The sequence below is a fragment of the Formosa sejongensis genome (assembly GCF_033447105.1).
Classification (GTDB): Bacteria; Bacteroidota; Bacteroidia; order Flavobacteriales; family Flavobacteriaceae; genus Formosa.
In genome coordinates this window covers 25,024-46,736 of record NZ_JAWQUN010000025.1, presented here as the reverse complement: position 1 = coordinate 46,736, position 21,713 = coordinate 25,024, and the positions used below count along the sequence as shown (strand labels likewise).

General features: G+C 33.8%; 22 protein-coding genes and 5 tRNA genes. 1 reads left to right on the top strand and 26 read right to left on the bottom strand.

What is annotated here, in order from left to right:
• Positions 1 to 31 precede the first annotated feature (31 nt).
• The 23 genes from rpoB to R6X41_RS17035 form a co-directional block, all read right to left on the bottom strand.
• Positions 32 to 3,844 carry a DNA-directed RNA polymerase subunit beta gene (gene rpoB / locus R6X41_RS17145; protein WP_318501590.1) on the bottom strand — a complete coding sequence of 1,271 codons (3,813 nt, stop codon included), beginning with the start codon at positions 3,842 to 3,844 and terminating at the stop codon, positions 32 to 34.
• A 124-nt stretch (positions 3,845 to 3,968) separates the two neighbouring features.
• Positions 3,969 to 4,337 carry a 50S ribosomal protein L7/L12 gene (rplL, locus tag R6X41_RS17140; RefSeq protein WP_318501580.1) on the bottom strand — a complete coding sequence of 123 codons (369 nt, stop codon included), beginning with the start codon at positions 4,335 to 4,337 and terminating at the stop codon, positions 3,969 to 3,971.
• 62 nt (positions 4,338 to 4,399) lie between these two features.
• Positions 4,400 to 4,921 carry a 50S ribosomal protein L10 gene (gene rplJ, locus R6X41_RS17135; protein WP_318501579.1) on the bottom strand — a complete coding sequence of 174 codons (522 nt, stop codon included), beginning with the start codon at positions 4,919 to 4,921 and terminating at the stop codon, positions 4,400 to 4,402.
• 19 nt (positions 4,922 to 4,940) lie between these two features.
• A complete protein-coding gene (rplA, locus tag R6X41_RS17130; RefSeq protein WP_318501578.1) occupies positions 4,941 to 5,630 on the bottom strand; it encodes a 50S ribosomal protein L1 in 690 nt (229 codons plus the stop codon).
• 20 nt (positions 5,631 to 5,650) lie between these two features.
• Positions 5,651 to 6,088: a 50S ribosomal protein L11 gene (gene rplK / locus R6X41_RS17125; protein ID WP_318501577.1), complete on the bottom strand. Its 438-nt coding sequence runs from the start codon at positions 6,086 to 6,088 to the stop codon at positions 5,651 to 5,653.
• A gap of 82 nt (positions 6,089 to 6,170) precedes the next feature.
• A complete protein-coding gene (nusG, locus tag R6X41_RS17120) occupies positions 6,171 to 6,725 on the bottom strand; it encodes a transcription termination/antitermination protein NusG (protein WP_318501576.1) in 555 nt (184 codons plus the stop codon).
• A 20-nt stretch (positions 6,726 to 6,745) separates the two neighbouring features.
• Positions 6,746 to 6,940 (bottom strand): preprotein translocase subunit SecE, encoded by a 195-nt coding sequence (secE, locus tag R6X41_RS17115; RefSeq protein ID WP_318501575.1) that lies wholly within the window; start codon positions 6,938 to 6,940, stop codon positions 6,746 to 6,748.
• Between the two features lie 21 nt (positions 6,941 to 6,961).
• A tRNA-Trp gene (locus tag R6X41_RS17110) sits at positions 6,962 to 7,034 on the bottom strand.
• 60 nt (positions 7,035 to 7,094) lie between these two features.
• Entirely contained in the window at positions 7,095 to 8,282 is a 1,188-nt protein-coding gene (tuf, locus tag R6X41_RS17105) for an elongation factor Tu (protein ID WP_318501574.1), read from the bottom strand.
• Between the two features lie 63 nt (positions 8,283 to 8,345).
• A tRNA-Thr gene (locus R6X41_RS17100) sits at positions 8,346 to 8,417 on the bottom strand.
• A 9-nt stretch (positions 8,418 to 8,426) separates the two neighbouring features.
• Positions 8,427 to 8,499 (bottom strand) — tRNA-Gly (locus R6X41_RS17095).
• A 67-nt stretch (positions 8,500 to 8,566) separates the two neighbouring features.
• Positions 8,567 to 8,648 (bottom strand) — tRNA-Tyr (locus R6X41_RS17090).
• A gap of 144 nt (positions 8,649 to 8,792) precedes the next feature.
• Positions 8,793 to 8,866 (bottom strand) — tRNA-Thr (locus tag R6X41_RS17085).
• A gap of 101 nt (positions 8,867 to 8,967) precedes the next feature.
• Positions 8,968 to 9,270 (bottom strand): ribosome hibernation-promoting factor, HPF/YfiA family, encoded by a 303-nt coding sequence (hpf, locus tag R6X41_RS17080; protein ID WP_318501573.1) that lies wholly within the window; start codon positions 9,268 to 9,270, stop codon positions 8,968 to 8,970.
• Positions 9,271 to 9,309: 39 nt separating this feature from the next.
• Positions 9,310 to 10,200 (bottom strand): tyrosine-type recombinase/integrase, encoded by an 891-nt coding sequence (locus R6X41_RS17075; protein WP_318501572.1) that lies wholly within the window; start codon positions 10,198 to 10,200, stop codon positions 9,310 to 9,312.
• A 115-nt stretch (positions 10,201 to 10,315) separates the two neighbouring features.
• Positions 10,316 to 10,510 carry a 30S ribosomal protein S21 gene (gene rpsU / locus R6X41_RS17070; RefSeq protein ID WP_318501571.1) on the bottom strand — a complete coding sequence of 65 codons (195 nt, stop codon included), beginning with the start codon at positions 10,508 to 10,510 and terminating at the stop codon, positions 10,316 to 10,318.
• Between the two features lie 96 nt (positions 10,511 to 10,606).
• Positions 10,607 to 12,028, bottom strand: a complete 1,422-nt coding sequence (locus R6X41_RS17065; protein WP_318501570.1) for a carboxypeptidase-like regulatory domain-containing protein — start codon at positions 12,026 to 12,028, stop codon at positions 10,607 to 10,609.
• A gap of 95 nt (positions 12,029 to 12,123) precedes the next feature.
• On the bottom strand, positions 12,124 to 12,570 hold the full coding sequence (locus tag R6X41_RS17060; RefSeq protein ID WP_318501569.1) for a DinB family protein: 447 nt from the start codon (positions 12,568 to 12,570) through the stop codon (positions 12,124 to 12,126).
• Between the two features lie 56 nt (positions 12,571 to 12,626).
• Complete coding sequence (locus R6X41_RS17055; RefSeq protein WP_318501568.1) at positions 12,627 to 13,793, bottom strand: acyl-CoA dehydrogenase family protein; 1,167 nt, start codon at positions 13,791 to 13,793, stop codon at positions 12,627 to 12,629.
• A 33-nt stretch (positions 13,794 to 13,826) separates the two neighbouring features.
• On the bottom strand, positions 13,827 to 14,705 hold the full coding sequence (locus R6X41_RS17050; RefSeq protein WP_318501567.1) for a ComEA family DNA-binding protein: 879 nt from the start codon (positions 14,703 to 14,705) through the stop codon (positions 13,827 to 13,829).
• Between the two features lie 9 nt (positions 14,706 to 14,714).
• Positions 14,715 to 16,337, bottom strand: coding sequence for an alanine/glycine:cation symporter family protein (locus tag R6X41_RS17045; RefSeq protein ID WP_318501566.1), 1,623 nt, complete (start codon positions 16,335 to 16,337; stop codon positions 14,715 to 14,717).
• Between the two features lie 115 nt (positions 16,338 to 16,452).
• Positions 16,453 to 16,680, bottom strand: a complete 228-nt coding sequence (locus R6X41_RS17040; protein ID WP_318501565.1) for a PspC domain-containing protein — start codon at positions 16,678 to 16,680, stop codon at positions 16,453 to 16,455.
• Between the two features lie 12 nt (positions 16,681 to 16,692).
• Complete coding sequence (locus R6X41_RS17035) at positions 16,693 to 17,967, bottom strand: DUF2851 family protein (RefSeq protein ID WP_318501564.1); 1,275 nt, start codon at positions 17,965 to 17,967, stop codon at positions 16,693 to 16,695.
• Positions 17,968 to 18,064: 97 nt separating this feature from the next.
• Here R6X41_RS17035 and R6X41_RS17030 point away from each other — a divergent pair, with 97 nt between their 5' ends.
• A complete protein-coding gene (locus tag R6X41_RS17030; protein WP_318501563.1) occupies positions 18,065 to 18,460 on the top strand; it encodes a DUF2721 domain-containing protein in 396 nt (131 codons plus the stop codon).
• A gap of 166 nt (positions 18,461 to 18,626) precedes the next feature.
• Here the strand turns inward: R6X41_RS17030 and R6X41_RS17025 are convergent, their stop codons facing one another.
• The 3 genes from R6X41_RS17025 to R6X41_RS17015 form a co-directional block, all read right to left on the bottom strand.
• Positions 18,627 to 19,139 (bottom strand): hypothetical protein, encoded by a 513-nt coding sequence (locus R6X41_RS17025; RefSeq protein WP_318501562.1) that lies wholly within the window; start codon positions 19,137 to 19,139, stop codon positions 18,627 to 18,629.
• Positions 19,140 to 19,210: 71 nt separating this feature from the next.
• Positions 19,211 to 20,581: a M28 family peptidase gene (locus R6X41_RS17020; protein ID WP_318501561.1), complete on the bottom strand. Its 1,371-nt coding sequence runs from the start codon at positions 20,579 to 20,581 to the stop codon at positions 19,211 to 19,213.
• A gap of 69 nt (positions 20,582 to 20,650) precedes the next feature.
• Positions 20,651 to 21,529, bottom strand: a complete 879-nt coding sequence (locus R6X41_RS17015; RefSeq protein WP_318501560.1) for a PPK2 family polyphosphate kinase — start codon at positions 21,527 to 21,529, stop codon at positions 20,651 to 20,653.
• Positions 21,530 to 21,713: the final 184 nt, after the last annotated feature.

Sequence of the window (21,713 nt, the reverse complement as noted above, 5' to 3'; positions counted from 1 at the left end):
CAGGTTTAAATTAAACCTGATGGACAATATATTATTCCTCTAATCTAATGTCTAGTCCTAAACCTTTCAATTCGTGCATAAGTACGTTGAATGATTCTGGTAATCCAGGTTCTGGCATTTGCTCTCCTTTTACGATTGCTTCGTAAGTTTTAGCTCTACCAATAACATCATCAGATTTAACTGTCAATATTTCTCTAAGGGTTGCAGATGCACCATATGCTTCAAGTGCCCATACTTCCATCTCTCCAAAACGCTGACCACCAAATTGTGCTTTACCACCTAATGGTTGTTGTGTAATTAAAGAGTAAGGTCCGATAGAACGTGCATGCATTTTGTCATCAATCATATGACCTAACTTAATCATATAAATAACTCCAACAGTTGCTTTTTGGTCAAATCTTTGACCAGTTCCACCATCGTATAAATAGGTATGTCCAAATTCAGGAACACCAGCTTTATTTGTCAATTCAGTAATTTGATCAATAGTCGCACCATCAAAAATTGGTGTTGCATACTTCTGACCTAATTTTTGACCTGCCCAACCAAGAACAGTTTCATAAATTTGACCAATGTTCATACGAGATGGTACCCCAAGTGGATTTAATACAATATCTACAGGTGTTCCGTCTTCTAAGAATGGCATATCTTCCTGACGAACGATACGTGCAACAATACCTTTGTTACCGTGACGTCCCGCCATTTTATCTCCTACTTTTAGTTTACGTTTTTTAGCGATGTAAACTTTAGCTAATTTAATAATACCTGCTGGTAATTCATCTCCTACAGAAATAGTAAACTTCTCACGTCTTAAAGACCCTTGTAAGTCGTTTTCTTTAATCTTGTAATTGTGAATTAAATCCGCAACTAATTTATTAATATGGTCGTCGGTTGTCCATACACCAGATGTTAAGTGTGTATAATCTTCAACTGCATTTAACATTTTAAGTGTATATTTCTTACCTTTTGGTAATACTTCTTCACCTAAATCATTAAAGATACCTTGAGCCGTTTTACCACCTACTAAAGCAAACAATTTATCGATTAATAATGTCTTAAGCTCTTCGAACTTAGCATAATATATCGCTTCTAATTGTGTAATATCTTCTTTATCTTTAGCTCTCTTACGTTTATCTTTAACCGCACGAGCAAATAATTTTTTACCAATTACTACACCATTTAATGATGGAGAAGCTTTTAATGATGCATCTTTAACATCACCAGCTTTATCACCAAAAATAGCACGTAATAATTTTTCTTCTGGAGTTGGGTCAGATTCACCTTTTGGTGTGATTTTTCCTATAAGGATATCACCAGGCTTTACTTCTGCTCCAACGCGAATCATACCATTTTCATCTAAATCTTTAGTCGATTCTTCAGATACGTTAGGGATATCATTAGTCAACTCTTCGTTTCCTAATTTAGTATCACGCACGTCTAAAGAATACTCGTCGATATGTATAGATGTAAAGATATCTTCACGTACAACTTTTTCAGAAATTACAATCGCATCCTCAAAGTTATACCCTTTCCAAGGCATAAAGGCTACTTTCATGTTTCTACCTAAAGCTAATTCACCATTTTCGGTTGCATAACCTTGACAAAGTACTTGACCTTTTTGAACTTTATCGCCTTTACGAACGATAGGTTTAAGGTTGATAGAAGTACCTTGGTTTGTTTTTCTAAACTTAACTAAAGGATATGTTTTTGTTTCAGGATCGAAGCTTACTGATGCTTCATCTTCTGTACGATCGTAACGAATAGTAACTTCGTTTGCATCAACATATTCTACAACACCATCGCGTTCTGCATTAATTAAAACACGTGAATCTGATGCTACTTGTCTTTCTAATCCAGTTCCAACAATAGGAGCTTCGGCACGTAATAATGGTACGGCCTGACGCATCATGTTAGATCCCATCAAAGCACGGTTAGCATCATCATGTTCTAAGAACGGAATTAATGAAGCCGATATTGACGAAATTTGGTTTGGTGCAACATCTGTATAATGAAGTGCTGTTGGTTCAATAACAGGGAAATCACCTTCCATTCGGGCAATTACCTTATCATGAATAATTCTAGCATTCTCATCAATTTTTACAGTTGCCTGTGCAATTAATTTTTCTTCTTCCTCTTCAGCACTTAAGTAAACTGGAGGATTAATAATATCTACTACTCCGTTTGTAACAGGTCTGTAAGGTGTTTCGATGAATCCCATTGAATTCACTTTTGCAAATACAGAAAGTGAAGAAATTAAACCAATGTTTGGTCCTTCTGGAGTTTCAATCGGACATAAACGACCGTAGTGAGTATAGTGAACATCACGTACTTCGAAACCTGCTCTTTCTCTTGATAAACCTCCTGGTCCTAATGCTGAAAGACGACGCTTGTGCGTAATCTCTGCAAGAGGATTTGTTTGATCCATAAATTGAGATAACTGGTTCGTACCAAAAAATGAATTAATTACAGAAGATAAGGTCTTCGCATTAATTAAATCTATAGGTGTAAATACTTCGTTATCACGTACATTCATACGCTCACGAATAGTACGTGCCATACGTGCTAAACCAACACCAAATTGTTGAGATAATTGCTCACCAACTGTACGTACACGACGGTTAGATAAGTGATCAATATCATCAATCTCTGCTTTTGAGTTGATAAGCTCGATTAAATATTTTATAATCGTTATAATATCTTCTTTGGTAAGCACTTGCTTATCCATACCAATATCTAACTGTAATTTCTTGTTCATTCTGTAACGCCCAACTTCACCTAAAGAGTAACGTTGATCTGAGAAGAATAATTTATCAATAATTCCTCTAGCCGTTTCCTCATCTGGCGGTTCTGCATTACGTAATTGACGGTAAATGTGCTCAACAGCTTCTTTTTCAGAGTTTGTTGGATCTTTTTGAAGCGTATTATGGATAATTGCGTAATCTCCTTGTTGTGCGCTTTCTTTATGTAAAAGGACAGTCTTTACATTCGCTTCAAGAATTTCTTCAATATTATCTTTATCTAAAACAGTATCACGATCTAATACAATTTCATTACGTTCAATAGAAACTACTTCACCAGTATCTTCATCAACAAAATCTTCGTGCCAAGTGTTAAGTACACGTGCAGCTAATTTACGACCTTGATATTTCTTTAAACCAGATTTTGATACTTTAACTTCTTCAGCAAGATCAAAAATTTCAAGAATATCTTTATCACGTTCAAAACCAATAGCTCTGAATAAAGTAGTTACAGGTAACTTTTTCTTACGATCGATATAAGCATACATAACACTGTTAATGTCTGTTGCAAATTCGATCCAAGATCCTTTAAATGGAATAACTCTAGCTGAATATAACTTAGTACCATTCGCGTGGAATGATTGACCAAAGAATACTCCTGGAGAACGGTGTAATTGAGAAACTACTACACGTTCTGCACCGTTAATACAAAAAGTACCGCTAGGAGTCATATAAGGTATTGTACCTAAATACACATCTTGAACAATGGTTTCGAAATCCTCATGTTCAGGGTCTGTACAGTACAACTTCAACCTTGCTTTAAGCGGAACACTGTATGTAAGTCCTCTTTCGATACATTCCTCTAAAGAGTATCTAGGTGGGTCGACAAAGTAATCTAAGAATTCTAGAACAAATTGATTACGTGTGTCTGTTATAGGGAAATTTTCCATGAAGGTGTTATATAAACCTTCATTACCTCTTTCTTCAGATTTGGTCTCTAGTTGGAAAAAATCCTGGAAGGATTTTATCTGAATATCCAAGAAATCTGGATAATCTGTTCTATTAACAATAGACGAGAAATTTAATCTTTCAGCTTGTGTTTCTAACATCAATGGACGAAATTTTGATTAAAAATAATAATGTGTGCGTATCTAAATGATATATACGCAAAAATGGTCTAGGTCTTAGAGTACGACTCCAGACCTAAACCTTTATGTTGTTTGGTTAATAAGCTTACTTAAGCTCAACCTCAGCTCCAGCCTCTTCTAACTGTGCTTTTAATGCTTCTGCTTCGTCTTTAGACACAGCTTCTTTGATTGCACTAGGTGCATCATCAACTAAACCTTTAGCTTCTTTTAAACCTAATCCTGTTAATTCTTTAACTAACTTTACAACAGCTAATTTAGAACCTCCAGCGGCTTTAAGGATAACATCAAATTCAGTTTGCTCTTCAGCAGCTTCAGCAGCTGGTCCAGCAACAGCTACAGCAGCAGCAGCAGCAGGCTCAATACCGTACTCATCTTTTAATATAGTTGCTAATTCGTTAACTTCTTTTACTGTTAAGTTAACTAATTGTTCTGCGAAATCTTTTAAATCTGCCATTTTCTATCGTTTTAATAAATTTTAATATAATATGTGTGTGTAATAATGCGTACTATTTAATATTATCCTTCTTTTTCAGATAATGTTTTTAAGATACCTGCAAGTTTTCCTCCACTTGATTTAAGTGCAGAAATAACGTTTTTAGCTGGCGATTGTAATAATCCAATAATATCTCCAAGTAACTCTTCACGAGACTTGATATCTACTAAGGCATCTAATTGGTCGTCTCCTAGGTAAACAGTTTCTTCAATAAAAGCACCTTTTAGTAAAGGCTTATCAGATTTTTTTCTGAATGCTTGAATTACTTTAGCTGGAGCATTACCAGTTTCAGAATACATTACAGAAGTGTTACCTTTTAAAATAGTTGGTAAGTCTCCGAAATCTCTATCTGAAGCTTCCATTGCTTTTTCAAGTAATGTATTTTTTACTATTGCTAATTTTATATTAGCTTTGAAACAAGCGCGACGTAAGTCTGAAGTTTTAACAGCGTTTAAACCTGAAATATCTGCTATATAGATATTTGCGTTATCGGCTAATTGTGCAGTTAATTCTTCGATTACTTGTGATTTTTCTTCTCTAGTCATAATAAAAGTTTTTAACTAATTAACCAATTTTAGTCTCAACAGCTATACTAGGACTCATCGTACTAGAAATAAAAATACTTCTTACATAAGTACCTTTAGCCGCTGTTGGCTTTAATTTCATTAATGTTTGTAATAATTCGTTTACGTTTCCTGCAATTTGCTCTTGACTAAAAGATACTTTACCAACAGCTGCATGAACGATACCAGTTTTATCAACTTTAAAGTCAATTTTACCAGCTTTCACTTCAGTTACTGCTTTTGCAACATCCATAGTTACTGTACCAGTCTTTGGGTTAGGCATTAATCCTCTAGGTCCTAATATACGTCCTAATGGTCCTAATTTACCCATAACACTTGGCATAGTGATAATTACATCTACATCTGTCCAACCACTCTTGATTTTATCAAGATATTCGTCTAAACCTACGTAGTCTGCTCCAGCTTCTTTAGCTTCTGCTTCTTTGTCTGGAGTTACTAATGCTAAAACTTTTACGTCTTTACCTGTACCATGTGGAAGAGATACTACACCTCTAACCATTTGGTTTGCTTTTCTAGGATCTACTCCTAAACGAACAGCGATGTCTACAGACGCATCAAATTTTGCATTTGTTATGTCTTTTACTAATGCTGATGCTTCATTAACAGAATAAAATTTCCCTTTTTCTATTTTAGCTACAGCTTCTTTTTGTTTTTTTGCTAATCTTGCCATTTTAAATTTCTTTTTCTAGATTAATTTGGCGCGTTTCCGGTTACGGTTATACCCATAGACCTTGCGGTACCTGCGATCATTTTCATTGCTGATCCGATTTCAAATGCATTTAAATCTTGCATTTTATCTTCAGCAATAAGTTTAATTTGATCCCAAGAAACTTTAGCTACTTTTTTTCGGTTTGGTTCACCTGAACCCTTTTTCAACTTGGCTGCTTCTAATAACTGTACTGCCGCTGGTGGTGTCTTGATTACAAAATCGAATGATTTGTCTTTGTAAACAGAGATTACAACTGGTAATACCTTGCCTTGTTTGTCTTGCGTTCTAGCATTGAATTGCTTACAGAACTCCATGATGTTAACACCTGCAGCTCCTAAAGCGGGTCCAACCGGTGGCGACGGATTCGCTGCACCTCCCCGAACTTGTAACTTAACTACTTTACCTAATTCTTTTGCCATTTTTAATAATTTAATTTTGATATGCTTCTACAATTGGAAGCTGTATAACACATCTGTATCGTTGTAACAATAATTATATTAATTATACTTTTTCAACTTGCATATAGCTTAACTCTAATGGTGTTTTTCTTCCAAAAATCTTTACCATTACTTCTAGCTTACGCTTTTCTTCATTTATCTTTTCAATAGTACCATCAAATCCATTGAATGGTCCATCTATAACTTTTACTGTTTCGCCAATATTAAAAGGAATTGCAACAGTACTTTCTGTATCTACAGTCAATTCATCTACCTTACCTAACATTCTGTTTACTTCAGATTGTCTTAATGGCACAGGATCTCCACCTTTTGTTTCACCTAAAAATCCAATTACATTTGTAACAGATCTAATAATGTGAGGTACTTCTCCTGTTAAATTAGCTTGAACCATAATGTACCCTGGAAAATAAACTTTTTCTTTGCTTATTTTTTTTCCATTACGAATTTGAATAACTTTTTCTGTAGGAACTAATACTTGGTCTACATAATCTTCTAAGCCTAAACGAGCTATTTCACTCTCAATATATGCTTTAATCTTATTTTCCTGACCACTTACAGCTCTAACAACATACCACTTTTTCTCACTTCCTTCAGACATAAAAATTTTTTTTAACTTTTTTAGTTGATTAAATGAAAGTAATATGATATGACTTTGCTGAATACCGTATCAACTCCCCATATTGCTAAAGAGAACACTGTAGAGAATACAGCTACCAAAATAGTTAAGCTCTGTCCTTCTGCCAAAGTTGGCCAAGTTACATTATGCTTTAACTCTCCGAATGATTCTTTTACGTAATTTACAAATCCAGCCATTATTTTTCAAAACTTTATTAGCACGGGCGGAGAGACTCGAACTCCCGACACCTGGTTTTGGAGACCAGTGCTCTACCAACTGAGCTACGCCCGTATAAAAGTCAAGGTATTTCGTTATAGAAACACCTCAACCTTATATTGTATTAAACTTAATTTAGTCTAAAATTTCAGTTACTTGTCCAGCACCTACTGTTCTACCTCCTTCACGGATTGCAAAACGTAAACCAACATTCATTGCGATTGCTTGGTGTAAGTCAACAGTAATTGTTAAGTTATCTCCTGGCATTACCATTTCAACACCATCAGGTAAGTTAATTGTTCCTGTTACATCAGTTGTACGTACGTAAAACTGAGGACGGTAATTGTTATGGAATGGAGTATGACGTCCACCTTCTTCTTTTTTCAAAACGTAAACTTCAGCTTTGAATTTAGCGTGTGGAGTTACAGAACCTGGCTTACAGATTACCATTCCTCTTTTAATATCTTCTTTAGCAATACCTCTTAATAAGATACCTGCATTATCTCCAGCTTCACCTCTATCTAAGATTTGACGGAACATTTCAATACCAGTAATAGTTGAAGTTAATTTCTCAGCTCCCATACCAATAATTTCTACACCATCTCCAGTATTAGCTACTCCAGTTTCGATACGTCCAGTTGCTACTGTACCACGACCTGTAATAGAAAATACATCTTCGATAGGCATTAAGAAAGGCTTATCTACTTCTCTTAATGGCTCTTCGATCCAAGTATCACAAGCTTCCATTAATTCAAGAATTTTTGGAACCCATGTTGGATCATCATTCAATCCACCTAAAGCAGATCCTGAAATTACTGGTCCATTATCACCATCATAGTCATAGAAAGAAAGTAAATCTCTAATTTCCATTTCTACTAATTCTAATAATTCTTCATCATCAACTAAATCCACCTTGTTCATGAAAACAACCATACGAGGAATACCTACTTGTTTTCCTAATAAGATATGCTCTCTAGTTTGAGGCATTGGACCATCGGTAGCAGCAACCACCAAGATAGCACCATCCATTTGAGCTGCACCTGTAACCATGTTCTTTACGTAATCCGCGTGACCTGGACAGTCAACGTGAGCGTAATGACGATTTGCAGTTGCGTACTCTACGTGAGATGTATTAATAGTAATACCTCTTTCTTTTTCTTCCGGTGCGTTATCGATTTGATCAAAACCTTTTACTTCACAATAACCAGCTTTTGCCAATACCGTAGTAATAGCTGCAGTTAATGTAGTCTTACCGTGATCTACGTGTCCAATTGTACCTATATTTAAGTGTGGTTTGGAACGATCAAAAGTTGCCTTTGCCATGTTTTAAAAATTTAATCTTAGTTATATAATAATATTAGTGTATTCTACTTTATGCTTTTATAGAGCCAATGACGGGAATTGAACCCGTGACCTCTTCCTTACCAAGGAAACGCTCTACCCCTGAGCTACACCGGCTTAAAATTGAGCGAGAGACCGGGTTCGAACCGGCGACATTCAGCTTGGAAGGCTGACGCTCTACCAACTGAGCTACTCTCGCATTATTTTAATTCCTGTATTTATAATTATCAAAACCCCTATAATGTGTTACCATTATAAAAATAATGTGGGGAGAGCAGGATTCGAACCTGCGAAGACGTAGTCAGCAGATTTACAGTCTGCCCTCGTTGGCCGCTTGAGTATCTCCCCAATTATAAATTATTCACTCTTTAAAAGAACTTGAGCCGATGGAGGGACTTCCCTTCGACTATGCTCAGGATAAACTTCTCGTCCCAAGTTAAAATTGTGTTTTCACGACACTTTCAACTTCCTGTTGCACTTTTCACTTTATTGAGCCGATGGAGGGACTCGAACCCACGACCTGCTGATTACAAATCAGCTGCTCTAGCCAGCTGAGCTACATCGGCTTTTAATACTTTTTTCATCACAAAAAAAGTCCGCTATTTCTAACGGACTGCAAATGTATATATTTATTCTTTTATTCAAAACATTTTTATGAATAATTTTTTCATAAATATGATTTTAATTTTTCTTTTCGCTTTTTTAGCTGTCTTTCTAGAGAAGCTGTTGCACTATCTACGCCTTCTTCAAACGACTTACATTGTTTTTTAACTACAAAACTATCTCCTGGCACACTTACTCTTGCTTCAAATATCTTATTTTCCTTATCGCTCGTGTTTTCCACTTTTAAATAAACATCGGAACTAATAACCTTATCATAGAATAGGTCTAACTTATCCATACGTTTCTGAATAAAGTCTATCAATGATTGATCTGCATTGAAATTGACTGATTGAATGTTTACTTTCATACTTCTTAAATTTATTATTAAACAATAGGTCGTTTCGTACTATTTCTTATTTCTTGGGTGCGTATTTAAATACACTTTCTTTAATTCTGCTATACTATTGTGCGTGTAAACTTGAGTCGACGCCAAACTAGAGTGCCCTAGGAGTTCTTTAACAGCATTCAAATCTGCACCTTGATTGAGTAAATGAGTTGCAAAAGAATGCCTTAAAATATGCGGGCTCTTTTTTACTTTTGAAGATGCTAAACTAAAATAGTTATTTATTATTCTGTAAACAAGTGTTTCATAAATTTTAACGCCTTTTTTGGTTAAAAACATATAATCACTATCTGTTATACCACTTAATACTTGTCGCTCTTTTAAATACAGATTAATTACCTCTATTACAGATGGTAACAGCGGAACCAATCGTTCCTTATTCCGTTTTCCTAAGACCTTTAATGTTTTGTTTGAAATATTAAAATCGCCTAATTGTAATTGTACCAGCTCGATACGACGGATTCCTGTAGAATAAAATAATTCGATTATTAATCGGTTTCTTAACCCCTCAAAATCCTGTTCATGTGGAAAATCGTCTAGAACGGTTTTTACTTCTTTTTCAGAAAAAGGAATCTGAATGGTTTTCTTAATTTTTAAAGCTTTGTGTTTTACTAACGGATTTTGGTCAATATCTCCAACCTTCATTAAGAATTTATAATAGGAATTTAAAGCAGATAATTTCCTATTTACACTTCGATTAGATAATCCGCTTTCTACTAAATTTACAATCCAACGTCTTACTTGCGGATAATTCACATCGTGAAGCGACTCTTCCTGATATTCTGATCGTATAAAATCTAGAAAATCAGTCAAGTCCTTTTTATAAGCATTAACGGTTAAAGCTGAATAATTTTTCTCTAACAACAAATAATCTGTAAAGGCGGAAAATATCATAGAATTAGCATCAGTATGCTTGCTAATATAGTAAGTTTAAAATGGGAAGTTGTTAAATATTGCGCAAAAAAAATCCTGCTAGTGCAGGATTTTAATGTATTATTAGATAAAAAGATTAAGCTTCTGCGTGATCTCTTATTCCTTGTACGTATTGCGCTTTTTGATTTAGTTCTCTATTCGCTACAGAGGGTTTTACAAACTGCCTACGCGCTTGCAACTGACGCCTAGTACCTGTCTTATCAAATTTACGTTTGTAACGCTTTAGCGCTCTATCTATATTTTCTCCTTCTTTAATTGGTATTCTTAACATAGTCCTTAACCTCCTCTCTTTTAGCATTCGGGCTGCAAATGTAAAAATTAATTTAAATTATGCAATCAAAAAAATAAAATATTTTTTCACGCTATTTTAATCTTTAAAAAGAGATGATCTTTTGGTTAAATCTTGAATCAATTTTTCATCTTCTTCACTCTCTAAAAGCGTGTTATAATTATCCCAAAAATCTTTATTATAAGGCTTAATAGCAAATATATTAGAATTCCATTCACTGTGTAAAGTAGACTGAATTACCTCCGGGTCTAATATAATTTCTGTGAACAAAATTTCTTGTATGGTTTTATAATAACGCTCGTCTTTAGCACGTTGTTCGGCTGCTTCGTCGTCAGATTTAGATGGTTTCGAACCCACATTTACTAATTTTGGAGTTTCGTAAGACACATAATTAGTATACATCTTACTATCATATTCCATGTAAGTGATAACTAATTTATGATTTATCTGTGTATCGAACAGTATTCTACTTCTTGTTTTTTGTGCTTCTGAGGCTGCTATTAATTCATATTCAATCTTCTTTACTGCATATGTATCCCAATACACATAAAGCCATCCATTTGCAATATAACCATCATTAAAAATGCCTTTGGTTTCTAAATTGATATGATCTTTTCCTTCCGAAATTTTAATCTTATAAATCTTTCGTTCATTATCAACCAAAATAGTATCTAATTCAAACTGATGAAAATCTAATACATGCTCACCAAATAAAGCGCGAGACGACTTTGTGTTTCTAAGCAGATTCAATTTACCAGAGAAAAAATTCTGAAGTCCATTTGTTCTAATATCATTCCACTTAATGGCTTTTACTAACGAAGCTGTTTTTATAGTATCTCGTTTTAAGTTTTTGGCTCGAAGATTTTTATTTCCGTTTTGTTTTAAATACGATGTATATGCAAGTAAACTATCTACATCTCTTAAATCGTAACTTTTACGCATCTCGTCTACATTTATCTTTAAATTTTTTGAAGCCGGAGATTGAGCACTAGAATCGTAAAGTGTAATGGCACTTTCTATAAGCCACTTAAATTCCTTTTTATTACGCTCTTTATGGCGTAGGAATCCTTTTTCTAAATATGGCAATTCGGGAAGGTTATCGGGTAACTTACTTATCATTTTAAGCACGATATCGTTTCCCGTTTTAGGTCTATTTTCTGCAACTAGTAAAATTTCATCTAAGGCCGCAATATCTTCTTCTAAATAAATCTCTTCTGTATTATTGAAATCTTTTACAGGCATTTTAAAACTCTTATACCCTATTGAAGAAATAACAAGTGTATCATTCCCCATAGTATCAGGAACTAACAATACAAACTTTCCGTCGGCATTACTTATCGTACCCGTAGTGGTGTTTTTAATGTAAATGCTAGCACTTTCTATAGGAACCATAGTCGAGAAGTCGACTATCTTATTTTTTAGTTCTGTTTGTGAATATGCTGAAATAAAAAACAAACAAACTAAAATGGTTAAACTATATGTTTTGTTGATGAAATTCATATTCAATCCTTTATAATTTAACCATTACTATTTTACTTTAGTGTACTATTGAAGCCTAAAACCAAATTCTAAATATATTGAATATGTAGAACTTTTTATACATCCATTAGTCGCCTATGATAATTTATTTGTCCAAGGTGATAGGTTAAATGGTTTATTAAATGAAAGAGTAAATATTCATTTGTTTCTACTTTAACAAATTTCAAAACAGGGTAATCCATTTTTAATTCTTCACTTGTAAGAGATATTAATGATTTATTAACCATTTCTATAGTCTCCCTAACACCAGCAATCAGCTCTCGTCTTGGAACATTTCGTTTGGTAAATTCAAGTTCTCTATTTCTAACATACCCCGTTTTCCCAATTTCTTTTCCAATAAATGCATGTAAATTTCCAATTATATGAAGCGTTAAAGTTCCTGCCGAATTAGAAATGCTTTTCTCTACTCTCCAAATATTTTCTTCTTTCTTATAAAGTTCTATTTCAGTGATTAACTTCTTCAAGTCTCTTTCAAAAAAAGATATTAATTCGATTGAATTCATCTGTTACGTTTTGCATTTTCATAAAATCACTACAAACTACTAAATTTCAATACTATTTAAGTAGCCGGTTTATAATCTTTTTTATCTAGAACCATCTTGGCGATAATCTCTTTCAAAATTTCTGAAGTCCCTCCTCCTATTGGCCCTAAACGACTATCGCGTAATAATCTTGCCATAGGATAATCCTCCATATAACCGTATCCGCCTAAAAACTGTAAACATTGATAAATCACCTCATCGGCCATTTTAGTCGATTTTAACTTAGAAATTGTCGCTTCTTTCACAACATATTCACCTTTATTTAATTGATATGTTACTGAATAATTAAACGCTTTACAAATCGTCATATCAGAATACAAATCAGCAAAATTATGACGTAACGCTTGAAACTTATCTATAGTTTTTCCAAACGCCATACGTTCGCTCATATATTGTTGTGCATACTCTAAAGCAAATTCTGCACGAGCATGTGCATTAACCCCCATAATTAAACGCTCTAATGCAAAGTGCTGCATGATGTATGGAAATCCTTTACCTTCTTCTCCCATTAATTGAGATGCTGGAATCACTACATTATCGAAAGCAATTTCTGCAGTATCTGAAGCTCTCCAACCCAACTTATCTAACTTGGTAGCCGTAATACCGGGCGTATTTCTATCCACCACAAAAATGCTAATTGCTTTATGTGCTTCTTCTTGACTTGTCTTTGCCGCAACAATTAAATAATCGCTATACACTCCATTTGTAATAAAGGTTTTAGAACCATTTAAAACATAAGTATCTCCATCTTTTACTGCTGTAGTACGCATTCCTGCAACATCGCTTCCTCCAAAAGGTTCGCTTATACACAAACAACCTATTTTATCTCCAGCAATACTTGGGACTAAATATTTTTGTTTAATGGCCTCGTCTCCTTCTTTATTAAGATGTGTCATCGCTAAATAAGCATGTGCCCACATAGCTGCTGCAAAACCACCAGAATTCACTTTTTGTAATTCTTCAAGAAAAATTACAGTATAAAAAAGATCTAAATTTAATCCGCCATAAGCTTCAGGATAATTTATTCCAAAAAAACCCATGTCTCCAAATTTCTTCCAAATAAAACGATCTATAGTTCCTGTCTTTTCCCATTTATCAATATGAGGAACCACTTCCTTTTTTAAAAACGCTTGTAGACTCGCTCTGAACAAATCATGCTCTTCTGTAAAGTACATCGTATTCATAAATTATAGTGTGTTTTATTCCGGATACCGGAATTAATTGAGTGTCAAATATAGCTTAATTATATCTAATTTTTGAACAGGGAAAGTGTTAACTTTTTCCAATTCATTTAAATCATTGAAGCCCTCGTGTAGTGTGCGATACTCCAATATTTCTTGTGCTAGTGGGTAATCTATGTGCTGAATTTTCACCAAATCGTCCATACTAATTGTATTGAGATTTAGCTTAGTAATTACTCGTGGTGTTTTAACAGTAAACTTACCTTTAAGTTCCTCGATTACTTCTGGAGAAAGTCCGTAAACATCTTCTAGTTGAATATCGGCAATAAAGCCGCCATCAAAAGAATTTCTATATTTTACAATACGTTGAGATAATTTTTCTCCAATGCCGTAAACAATTTCTAATTCTGAAGTTGTAGCTGTATTTAAATCGATTTTCTCCTTAAACGTTAGTGTCCGATTAACTTTTTGTTGATATTTCCCTGTTGAAGTTGATTTGTTACTGACCCATTCTGGAAATTTGAATAACGGTGATATTTTATGAAATAACGAATCTGATACTCCTGTTACATCCTGAAAATCTTTAGCAGAATTAATCCATTTGTTTTGATTTCTATAGTTATGAAGCTTATCTATTTCTTGATTTGTCATTCCTAAACTATAGCCTTTAAAGTCTGTAATATAATTGGGATTAAACGGAAACAGCTTAGGCTTAGCATTTTCAATTTCGACAGCCTTAAGTGAATCAATTTTATTCTGAAATACTACTAAATCTTGACTTGGAATCTCGATATCTTCAGGCGTTTTATTCCAAAAAAAGTAAACACATTGAAGTATTAAGATTACAAAAAGCAATAAAAAAATCCCATATCGCTGTTGTTTTGAAAACGTGATATGGGATTTTAATAACTTCATAAATATATTTTACATATGGTCTGTATAATCAGTAGCACCTTCTTCTAAGGCGTCATCTTTTTTAGAGATAGCATTCATGTATTTGTTTAATTCGCGCTTAACAACAGGTGTAAGTATAACCACACCAATAATGTTTGGTACAACCATAGCGAAGATCATAGCATCAGAGAAATTGATAACAGCTCCTAAACTTATTGATGATCCAACTACTACGAAAAATAAGAATAATACTTTATAAACTAAATCTGTAATTTTCCCTTTTCCGAAAAGGTAAACCCAACCTTGCATTCCGTAATAAGACCAAGAGATCATAGTTGAAAAAGCAAATAGTATAACAGCAATAGTAAGTACAATTGAGAAATGCGGAATAACACTATCGAATGCCGTAGCTGTTAATTCTACTCCTTCAGAAATTGGCACACCGTATTCCATAAACTGACCATCGAAATTTGTGATGATAATTACTAAAGCAGTCATTGTACAAATAACTACAGTATCTACAAAAGGCTCTAATAATGCCACAATACCTTCACTGGCAGGATAAATTGTTCTTACTGCTGAATGCGCGATGGCAGAAGACCCAACACCGGCTTCGTTAGAGAACGCTCCACGACGTATCCCTTGTATCATAACTCCAACTAAACCACCTGCAATTCCTAAGCCCGAAAATGCGCCTTCATAAATTAAAGCAAAAGCATCACCAATATGTGAATAATTTGCGATTAAAATAATTAAAGATGCTAGTACATAGATACCCGCCATAAACGGAACAATTTTTTCTGTTACAGAAGCAATACGTTTTATTCCTCCAATAATTACTACGGCAACAATTGCAGCCATAACTAAACCAAAATACATACCTCCGTTAGAACCTTCAATCCCTGCTAATTTCACAAATTGAGCAGCTGCTTGATTGGCTTGAAACATGTTTCCACCTCCAAAAGATCCACCAATAACAAATATGGCAAAAAGAACAGCTAATACTTTTCCTAAACCACCAAATCCTTTTTCGCCTAAACCTTTTTTCAGGTAATACATTGGACCTCCATAAACAGTTCCATCTTCGCCTACATCACGATATTTTACACCTAAAGTACATTCTGCAAATTTAGATGCCATCCCTAAAAACCCAGCGACAATCATCCAAAACGTAGCACCAGGCCCTCCAATAGATAAAGCTACAGCAACACCTGCTATATTTCCTAAACCTACAGTTGCAGACAAGGCTGCCGTTAATGCTTGAAAGTGGGACACTTCTCCATCTGCACTATCGTCTCTTAAGGTTTCAATTATATTTTCGTCTTCATTTGGAGTTACATCTCCATACAATGTATCTGCACCGTGCTTCTCAATATCGTGGTATTTATCTTGAACAACATCTAAAGCTAATTTAAAACCTGTAAAATTTATAAATTTGAAATAAACAGTGAAATAAATAGCTCCTGCCATTAGTACAATTAAGACCCAAGGTATTTGAAAGCTATCTGAAAATGGAATTTCATAAAAAATAGCATCTACAAACCATTCAGTATAATTTTTAAAAACAGCATCAATTTTTTCTGATGTTGTTTCTTGTGCAAATGTTATAATAGGTAAGATTAGGGTAAAGAAAGAAAGAAGATACTTCTTCATAATTGTTGTTAATGTTAGTTAATAATTAGGTTGGGTGCCCAGTAAAGTGCCACAAGTTGCTAAAAAATATTCGTTTTTTAAAACTATACTTGTTAATAATGTAATTTCAGTTTAACTATAAATCGAACACAGATGTGCGTTTTGTATAAAGTAAATCTTTAATACGCATCCAAAAAGCAATAAATAAATATAATGCAAAACCAAATCCAACGGTTACAAATGTGAGGTAAATAAAAGATGTTCTCACTATTTTAGCACGCATTCCAATCCGGTCTGCAATACGTTGGCAAACATAAAAACCACGTTTTTGAAAATAGAGTAAAATCTTATAAAAAAATTTCATGTCGCAATATAGCTAAAATCGGTTTAAAATGGTGCTTCCCACTGCACATTGCATACATTTTTTAAGATTACAGTACTCGTTTTTCAACTGAATTAACCCTTGTGTTTGCAAAGCAGATTTCGAAATTGGTTTTAAGCTTTCAAACTTTTTAGTGATTGCATTCTGTTCGGGTTTTAACTCGTTAATTAATTGAATTAAATCTTCGTTATAATTTTTACCTGAAATTTTAGAATAACTAAATTTAATAGGAATAATGGTATTGATAATTAACAGATCTATAAAATTTTTACTCGTTGACTTACTTACTTTTTTAGAAGATTTCTTAAAGGTATAATGTGTTTCCCAATATTCAGACGTTTTTACTGTAAGCAAATCGTAAAATTCCTGTTTTGTTTTAGCTTCAATAATTCTTGAAAATAAATTTTGATTTTTAACATAAACCTGCGCCAGTTGAGATAATCTAATTGTAGGGAAATTCGGAGGCCTTAATCTAAAAAACTGAAGCGGAGTGACATGATTCTGAGTTAAATTAAATTTCTGTTTTAAAAACTGATACTCCTTCTGAAGCGTAACAACATATTCATCTTCTACATCGGTTTCTAACAAACCACTTTGCCCAAACAACATCGCTTCTAAGACATGTTCTTTGGTTTGAATTTTTCTAATTACAGCAAAATCTAAGGACGAAGCCAGGCTAAAAAAAGCTTCACCATTTACTTTTAATCCAAAATTCTTTGCTAGTAATTTAAAAAGCACGGCTTCCCAATCGTTTTTTGAACCTTCCAAAAGCACTTCTATCTGACTCGATTTTCGTTCTAACCGTTCAAAAAACAAACGTTCCAACCAATTCTGAATCACAAAATCATCAACCGAAGCAAAATCATCTTCACAATTAATCCAACGTTGTTCTTTCGAAAATAAGTGATGATATCCTTTTAAAGCAGATATTGAAACATATTGTTTCAGTTCTAAAGTTGGAATTGCTGAATTATCTTTTCTGAAGATATCCACATCGTGCTCCCAAACCACATGAAGAATAACATTATCGTAGTTGGAATCTACTTCGTGATGATGCACATACCAATCTGAAGCTTTTATATGAATTTCTACATTTCCAGCCCAAAGCTGATTGTCGATTTTAAGTTGAGCGTTAAAAAAATCAGGTCCTGAATTAAAATTATGTTGTCCAACATGAATTAGCTGAACGCGCTCTCCGTTAACGGTAGACAATCCGCTAGTGCTGAACTTTTTATATTTCCATAAATAATGCAGAAAATCTTCCTTCATAGCTTAAATATAAAATTCCATCCTAAAAACACCAAATTTCATATGCTAATTCTTTTATGACAAATGAACTTATTAAATTTACACAAAATTTTACGCGATGAACGAACTTACTTTAACAACGCCTGCCCTTTTATTTTCTGCTATTTCATTAATCATGCTTGCTTATACTAATAGATTCTTAGCATACGCTGCAGTGGTTAGAAATTTACACGATAAATATTTAGAGAAGAAAGACGAGCGTTATATTAAACAAATAAAAAACATAAAAACACGTCTTTATCTTACGCGATCTATGCAAATCGCAGGGATTTCAAGTTTATTGTTTTGTGTTGTTACCATGTTTTTAATTTACATCAATCAACAAACTATAGCCGTTTGGGTATTTGGTTTGGCATTAATTCTATTAATTATCTCTTTAGGATTATTGATTATGGAAATACAAATCTCAGTAAAAGCTTTAGAACACCATATTAGTGATATTGAGAATAATTAATTCTACAATTGGATAAAGTTATAATAGAAGAAATTAATTTGGAATACACTTCTGATTTTTAAAATAAATAAAGCGCCTCTGAATATGTTTCAGGGCGCTTTGTCTTTTAATTTTATAATTGTTTATCTCTGTAAGTTGTTGAAACAATTTAAGCAAAATGAAATATTTATTTTACAGTACCCGTTAAATGTTTCACATTTGGGTTTATAGGATTACCTGATGCTCTTCTATACGATGCAATTTGTCCACAATGCCATACAGCATCTTCAATTGGGCCATTAATTACATTCCAAAAAGACACTATTCTTTCTTCTTTCGGACTTTTAAAAATGATATTAAATTGCTCTAAATCCTCGGCTTGCTTAATTATATCGGAAGCCGTTTTTAAATTGGATAACGTTTGCCCTCTTAGTTCTTCATAAGTTAAAGCCTTTTTCAACGTTTGCTTTACATGTGGTATTTTTGAAACAGCATTCCTAATCATGGTAGATAAATCATAGATATGATTTATAATTTCCAAGGTTGAATACCCATTTTCAGTTAATTTATAATCTAAATCGGTTGTTGTTAAGCCTTGGGTTGCCCAGTAGTATCGAAATCCTAATCCATCAATAAAACGACCGGCAACGGTTCCTGCTGTATATGTTTCAGAATATTTTGGAAGTTCGAAATACGGCATTTTTTATTGGTTTTATGATTAAGTTAACAAGGAAATAGGCAACGTTCAGATTCTATATTTACCTTTTTTATTTATATACCATGAGTATCGAACAAATAAACAAGTGAAGCCATTGCTGCAGCTCCCAATTCTAATTCACGTTTATTAACAGCATCAAAAGTATCGTTTGAAGCATGATGATGATCGAAATAACGTTGAGAATCTGGTCGCAAACCAGCGGTAATATTAGTAGCCGTTTTTAACGGACTAACATCTGCTCCGGCGTGACCTTTTTCAAAATAATGAATTAAATACGGTTTAAATAATGGCTCCCAAGCCAATATTTTATCCAAATCAGCATCAGTACAATCAAAAGTAAATCCCCTTGGTGTAAATCCACCAGAGTCACTTTCTAATGCCATAATATGTTTTTCTCCATTTGCTTTTGCCTCTTTTTCATAAGCAGTAGCGCCTCTTAATCCATTTTCTTCATTCATAAACATAACCACTCGAATACTATGTTTAGGCCTGATTTTTAACGTTTTAAACAATCTTAAAACTTCCATAGATTGTACTATTCCAGCTCCATCATCATGCGAGCCATCTCCTAAATCCCAAGAATCTAAATGACCACCAACAATAATAAACTCGTTTGGAAATTGCGAGCCGGTAATTTCTCCAATCACATTATAAGACTTAACATCTTCTAATTGACTGCAGTTTTGTTTAAAATAGAATTGAAGCGTGCTATCCATATGTAGCATGCTACTTAATAAGTTCGCATCTTTTGTGCTTATCGCAGCAGAAGGAATACGTTTAGACAGAGGCAAATCGTCATAAGTCATACTTCCCGCATGAGGTAAATCATCAATATTTAGTGTCATTGATCTTACAATAACACCAGCAGCACCATATTTAGCAGCCTCGACAGCTCCCATATAACGCTGGTCTACACAACCTCCGTAAGCTTCGAAGGTATTGATTAAATCGGCTTGCATTGGTCTGTTATAGAATACTATTTTCCCTTTAACTCCAGCTTCTCCTAATGTTTTTAACTCATCAAAATTCATAATTTCTACTACAGATGCAGTAACCCCTAAAGGGTTTGTAGATACTGAACCACCTAAAGCACATATATTAACGTTTGTCGATACGCCGCTACTTGCTCTAATATAAGCAAATTCTTTAGCTCCTCTCACCCATTTTGGAACCATTACTGGTTGTAACCAAACCTTATCTAATCCTAAAGAATCTAACTCTTCTTTCCCCCAATCTACTGCGCGTTCGGCATTTAAAGACCCCGATAATCGGCCTCCTATATCTATAGACAAGGTTTCTAACCACGAGTAACTTTTACCTTCGACTAAAGCAGATTTATAAATTTGTTTTAACATCTCTGCATCTGTTTGGCCAAAAACATGACTACTTAAACACAATACTATTAGGACTATTATTCTCTTCATTTTATTTTTTGGGATGATTACTATTATTAGGGAGGTATTTAAGGAATAAAAATCCTTGAATATTTAAAACTACTCGCTTTTTAATTGCGCTGTATATGCTTCTATATTCGATTCTGTTTCGGCATCTAATTCGGGCTCTTTAATATCATGATATTCTTTAAGTGTATCGTAAAGAATATTAGCGACGATCAAACGTGCTGAGGGTTTATCGTCTGCAGGAATATTATACCAAGGTGCATTTGTTGTTGATGTTCTATTAATAGCATCTTCATAACACGATTGATAGTTGTCCCATAACACGCGCTCTTTTAAATCGTCGGCAGAAAACTTCCAGTTTTTACTTTTCTTTTCTAATCTGCGTATTAATCTATCGCGTTGTTCGTCTTTAGACAGGTTTAAAAAGAATTTAAAAATTATGGTGCCACTATTGGTAATATGTTTTTCGAAATTTACAATTTCATTGAATCGGGTGTCCCAAAATTCGTCATTCACATCTGAAATTTTAGTAACTGTCGGAATATTTTCGCCTAAAATATAATTAGGATGGACACGTGTAACCAATACGTTTTCATAATGTGTCCTGTTAAAAATCCCAAATTTACCTCGTGCAGGTAAGCGCAGATAGTGACGCCATAAATAATCGTGTTTTAACTCCAATTCTGTTGGCGATTTAAAGCTATGGCAATCGATACCTCTCACATTAAAATCTTTAAAAACTTCACGAATCAAACTATCTTTTCCGGCAGTATCCATACCTTGAAAACACACTAAAATAGAGTATTTACCATGCGCATACATGGTGTTTTGCAATTCCCCTAATTTTACTCTAACCTTTGCTAAAGCCTTTTCAATCTTTTTTTCTGAAGCGTCTAAATCTACTTTAGTTTCTAGATCTTTTATGTCTATTTTAGAATCAATTTTAAAGTCTTTAATGTGAATATCTTTCATAATGCGAATGCAGTTTTGGAATTTTACACTACTAAAAAACAAAAATGCTTTTTATTAATAGCACGTTTGATAAACTTTTTGGAATATTTAACTAAGAAGTACAAGCCTATTACAAAAACAGAAGACAACTACTCTGATAACATATAGTATCTAAACACTTTTGACTTTAGAATTATCCATAAAA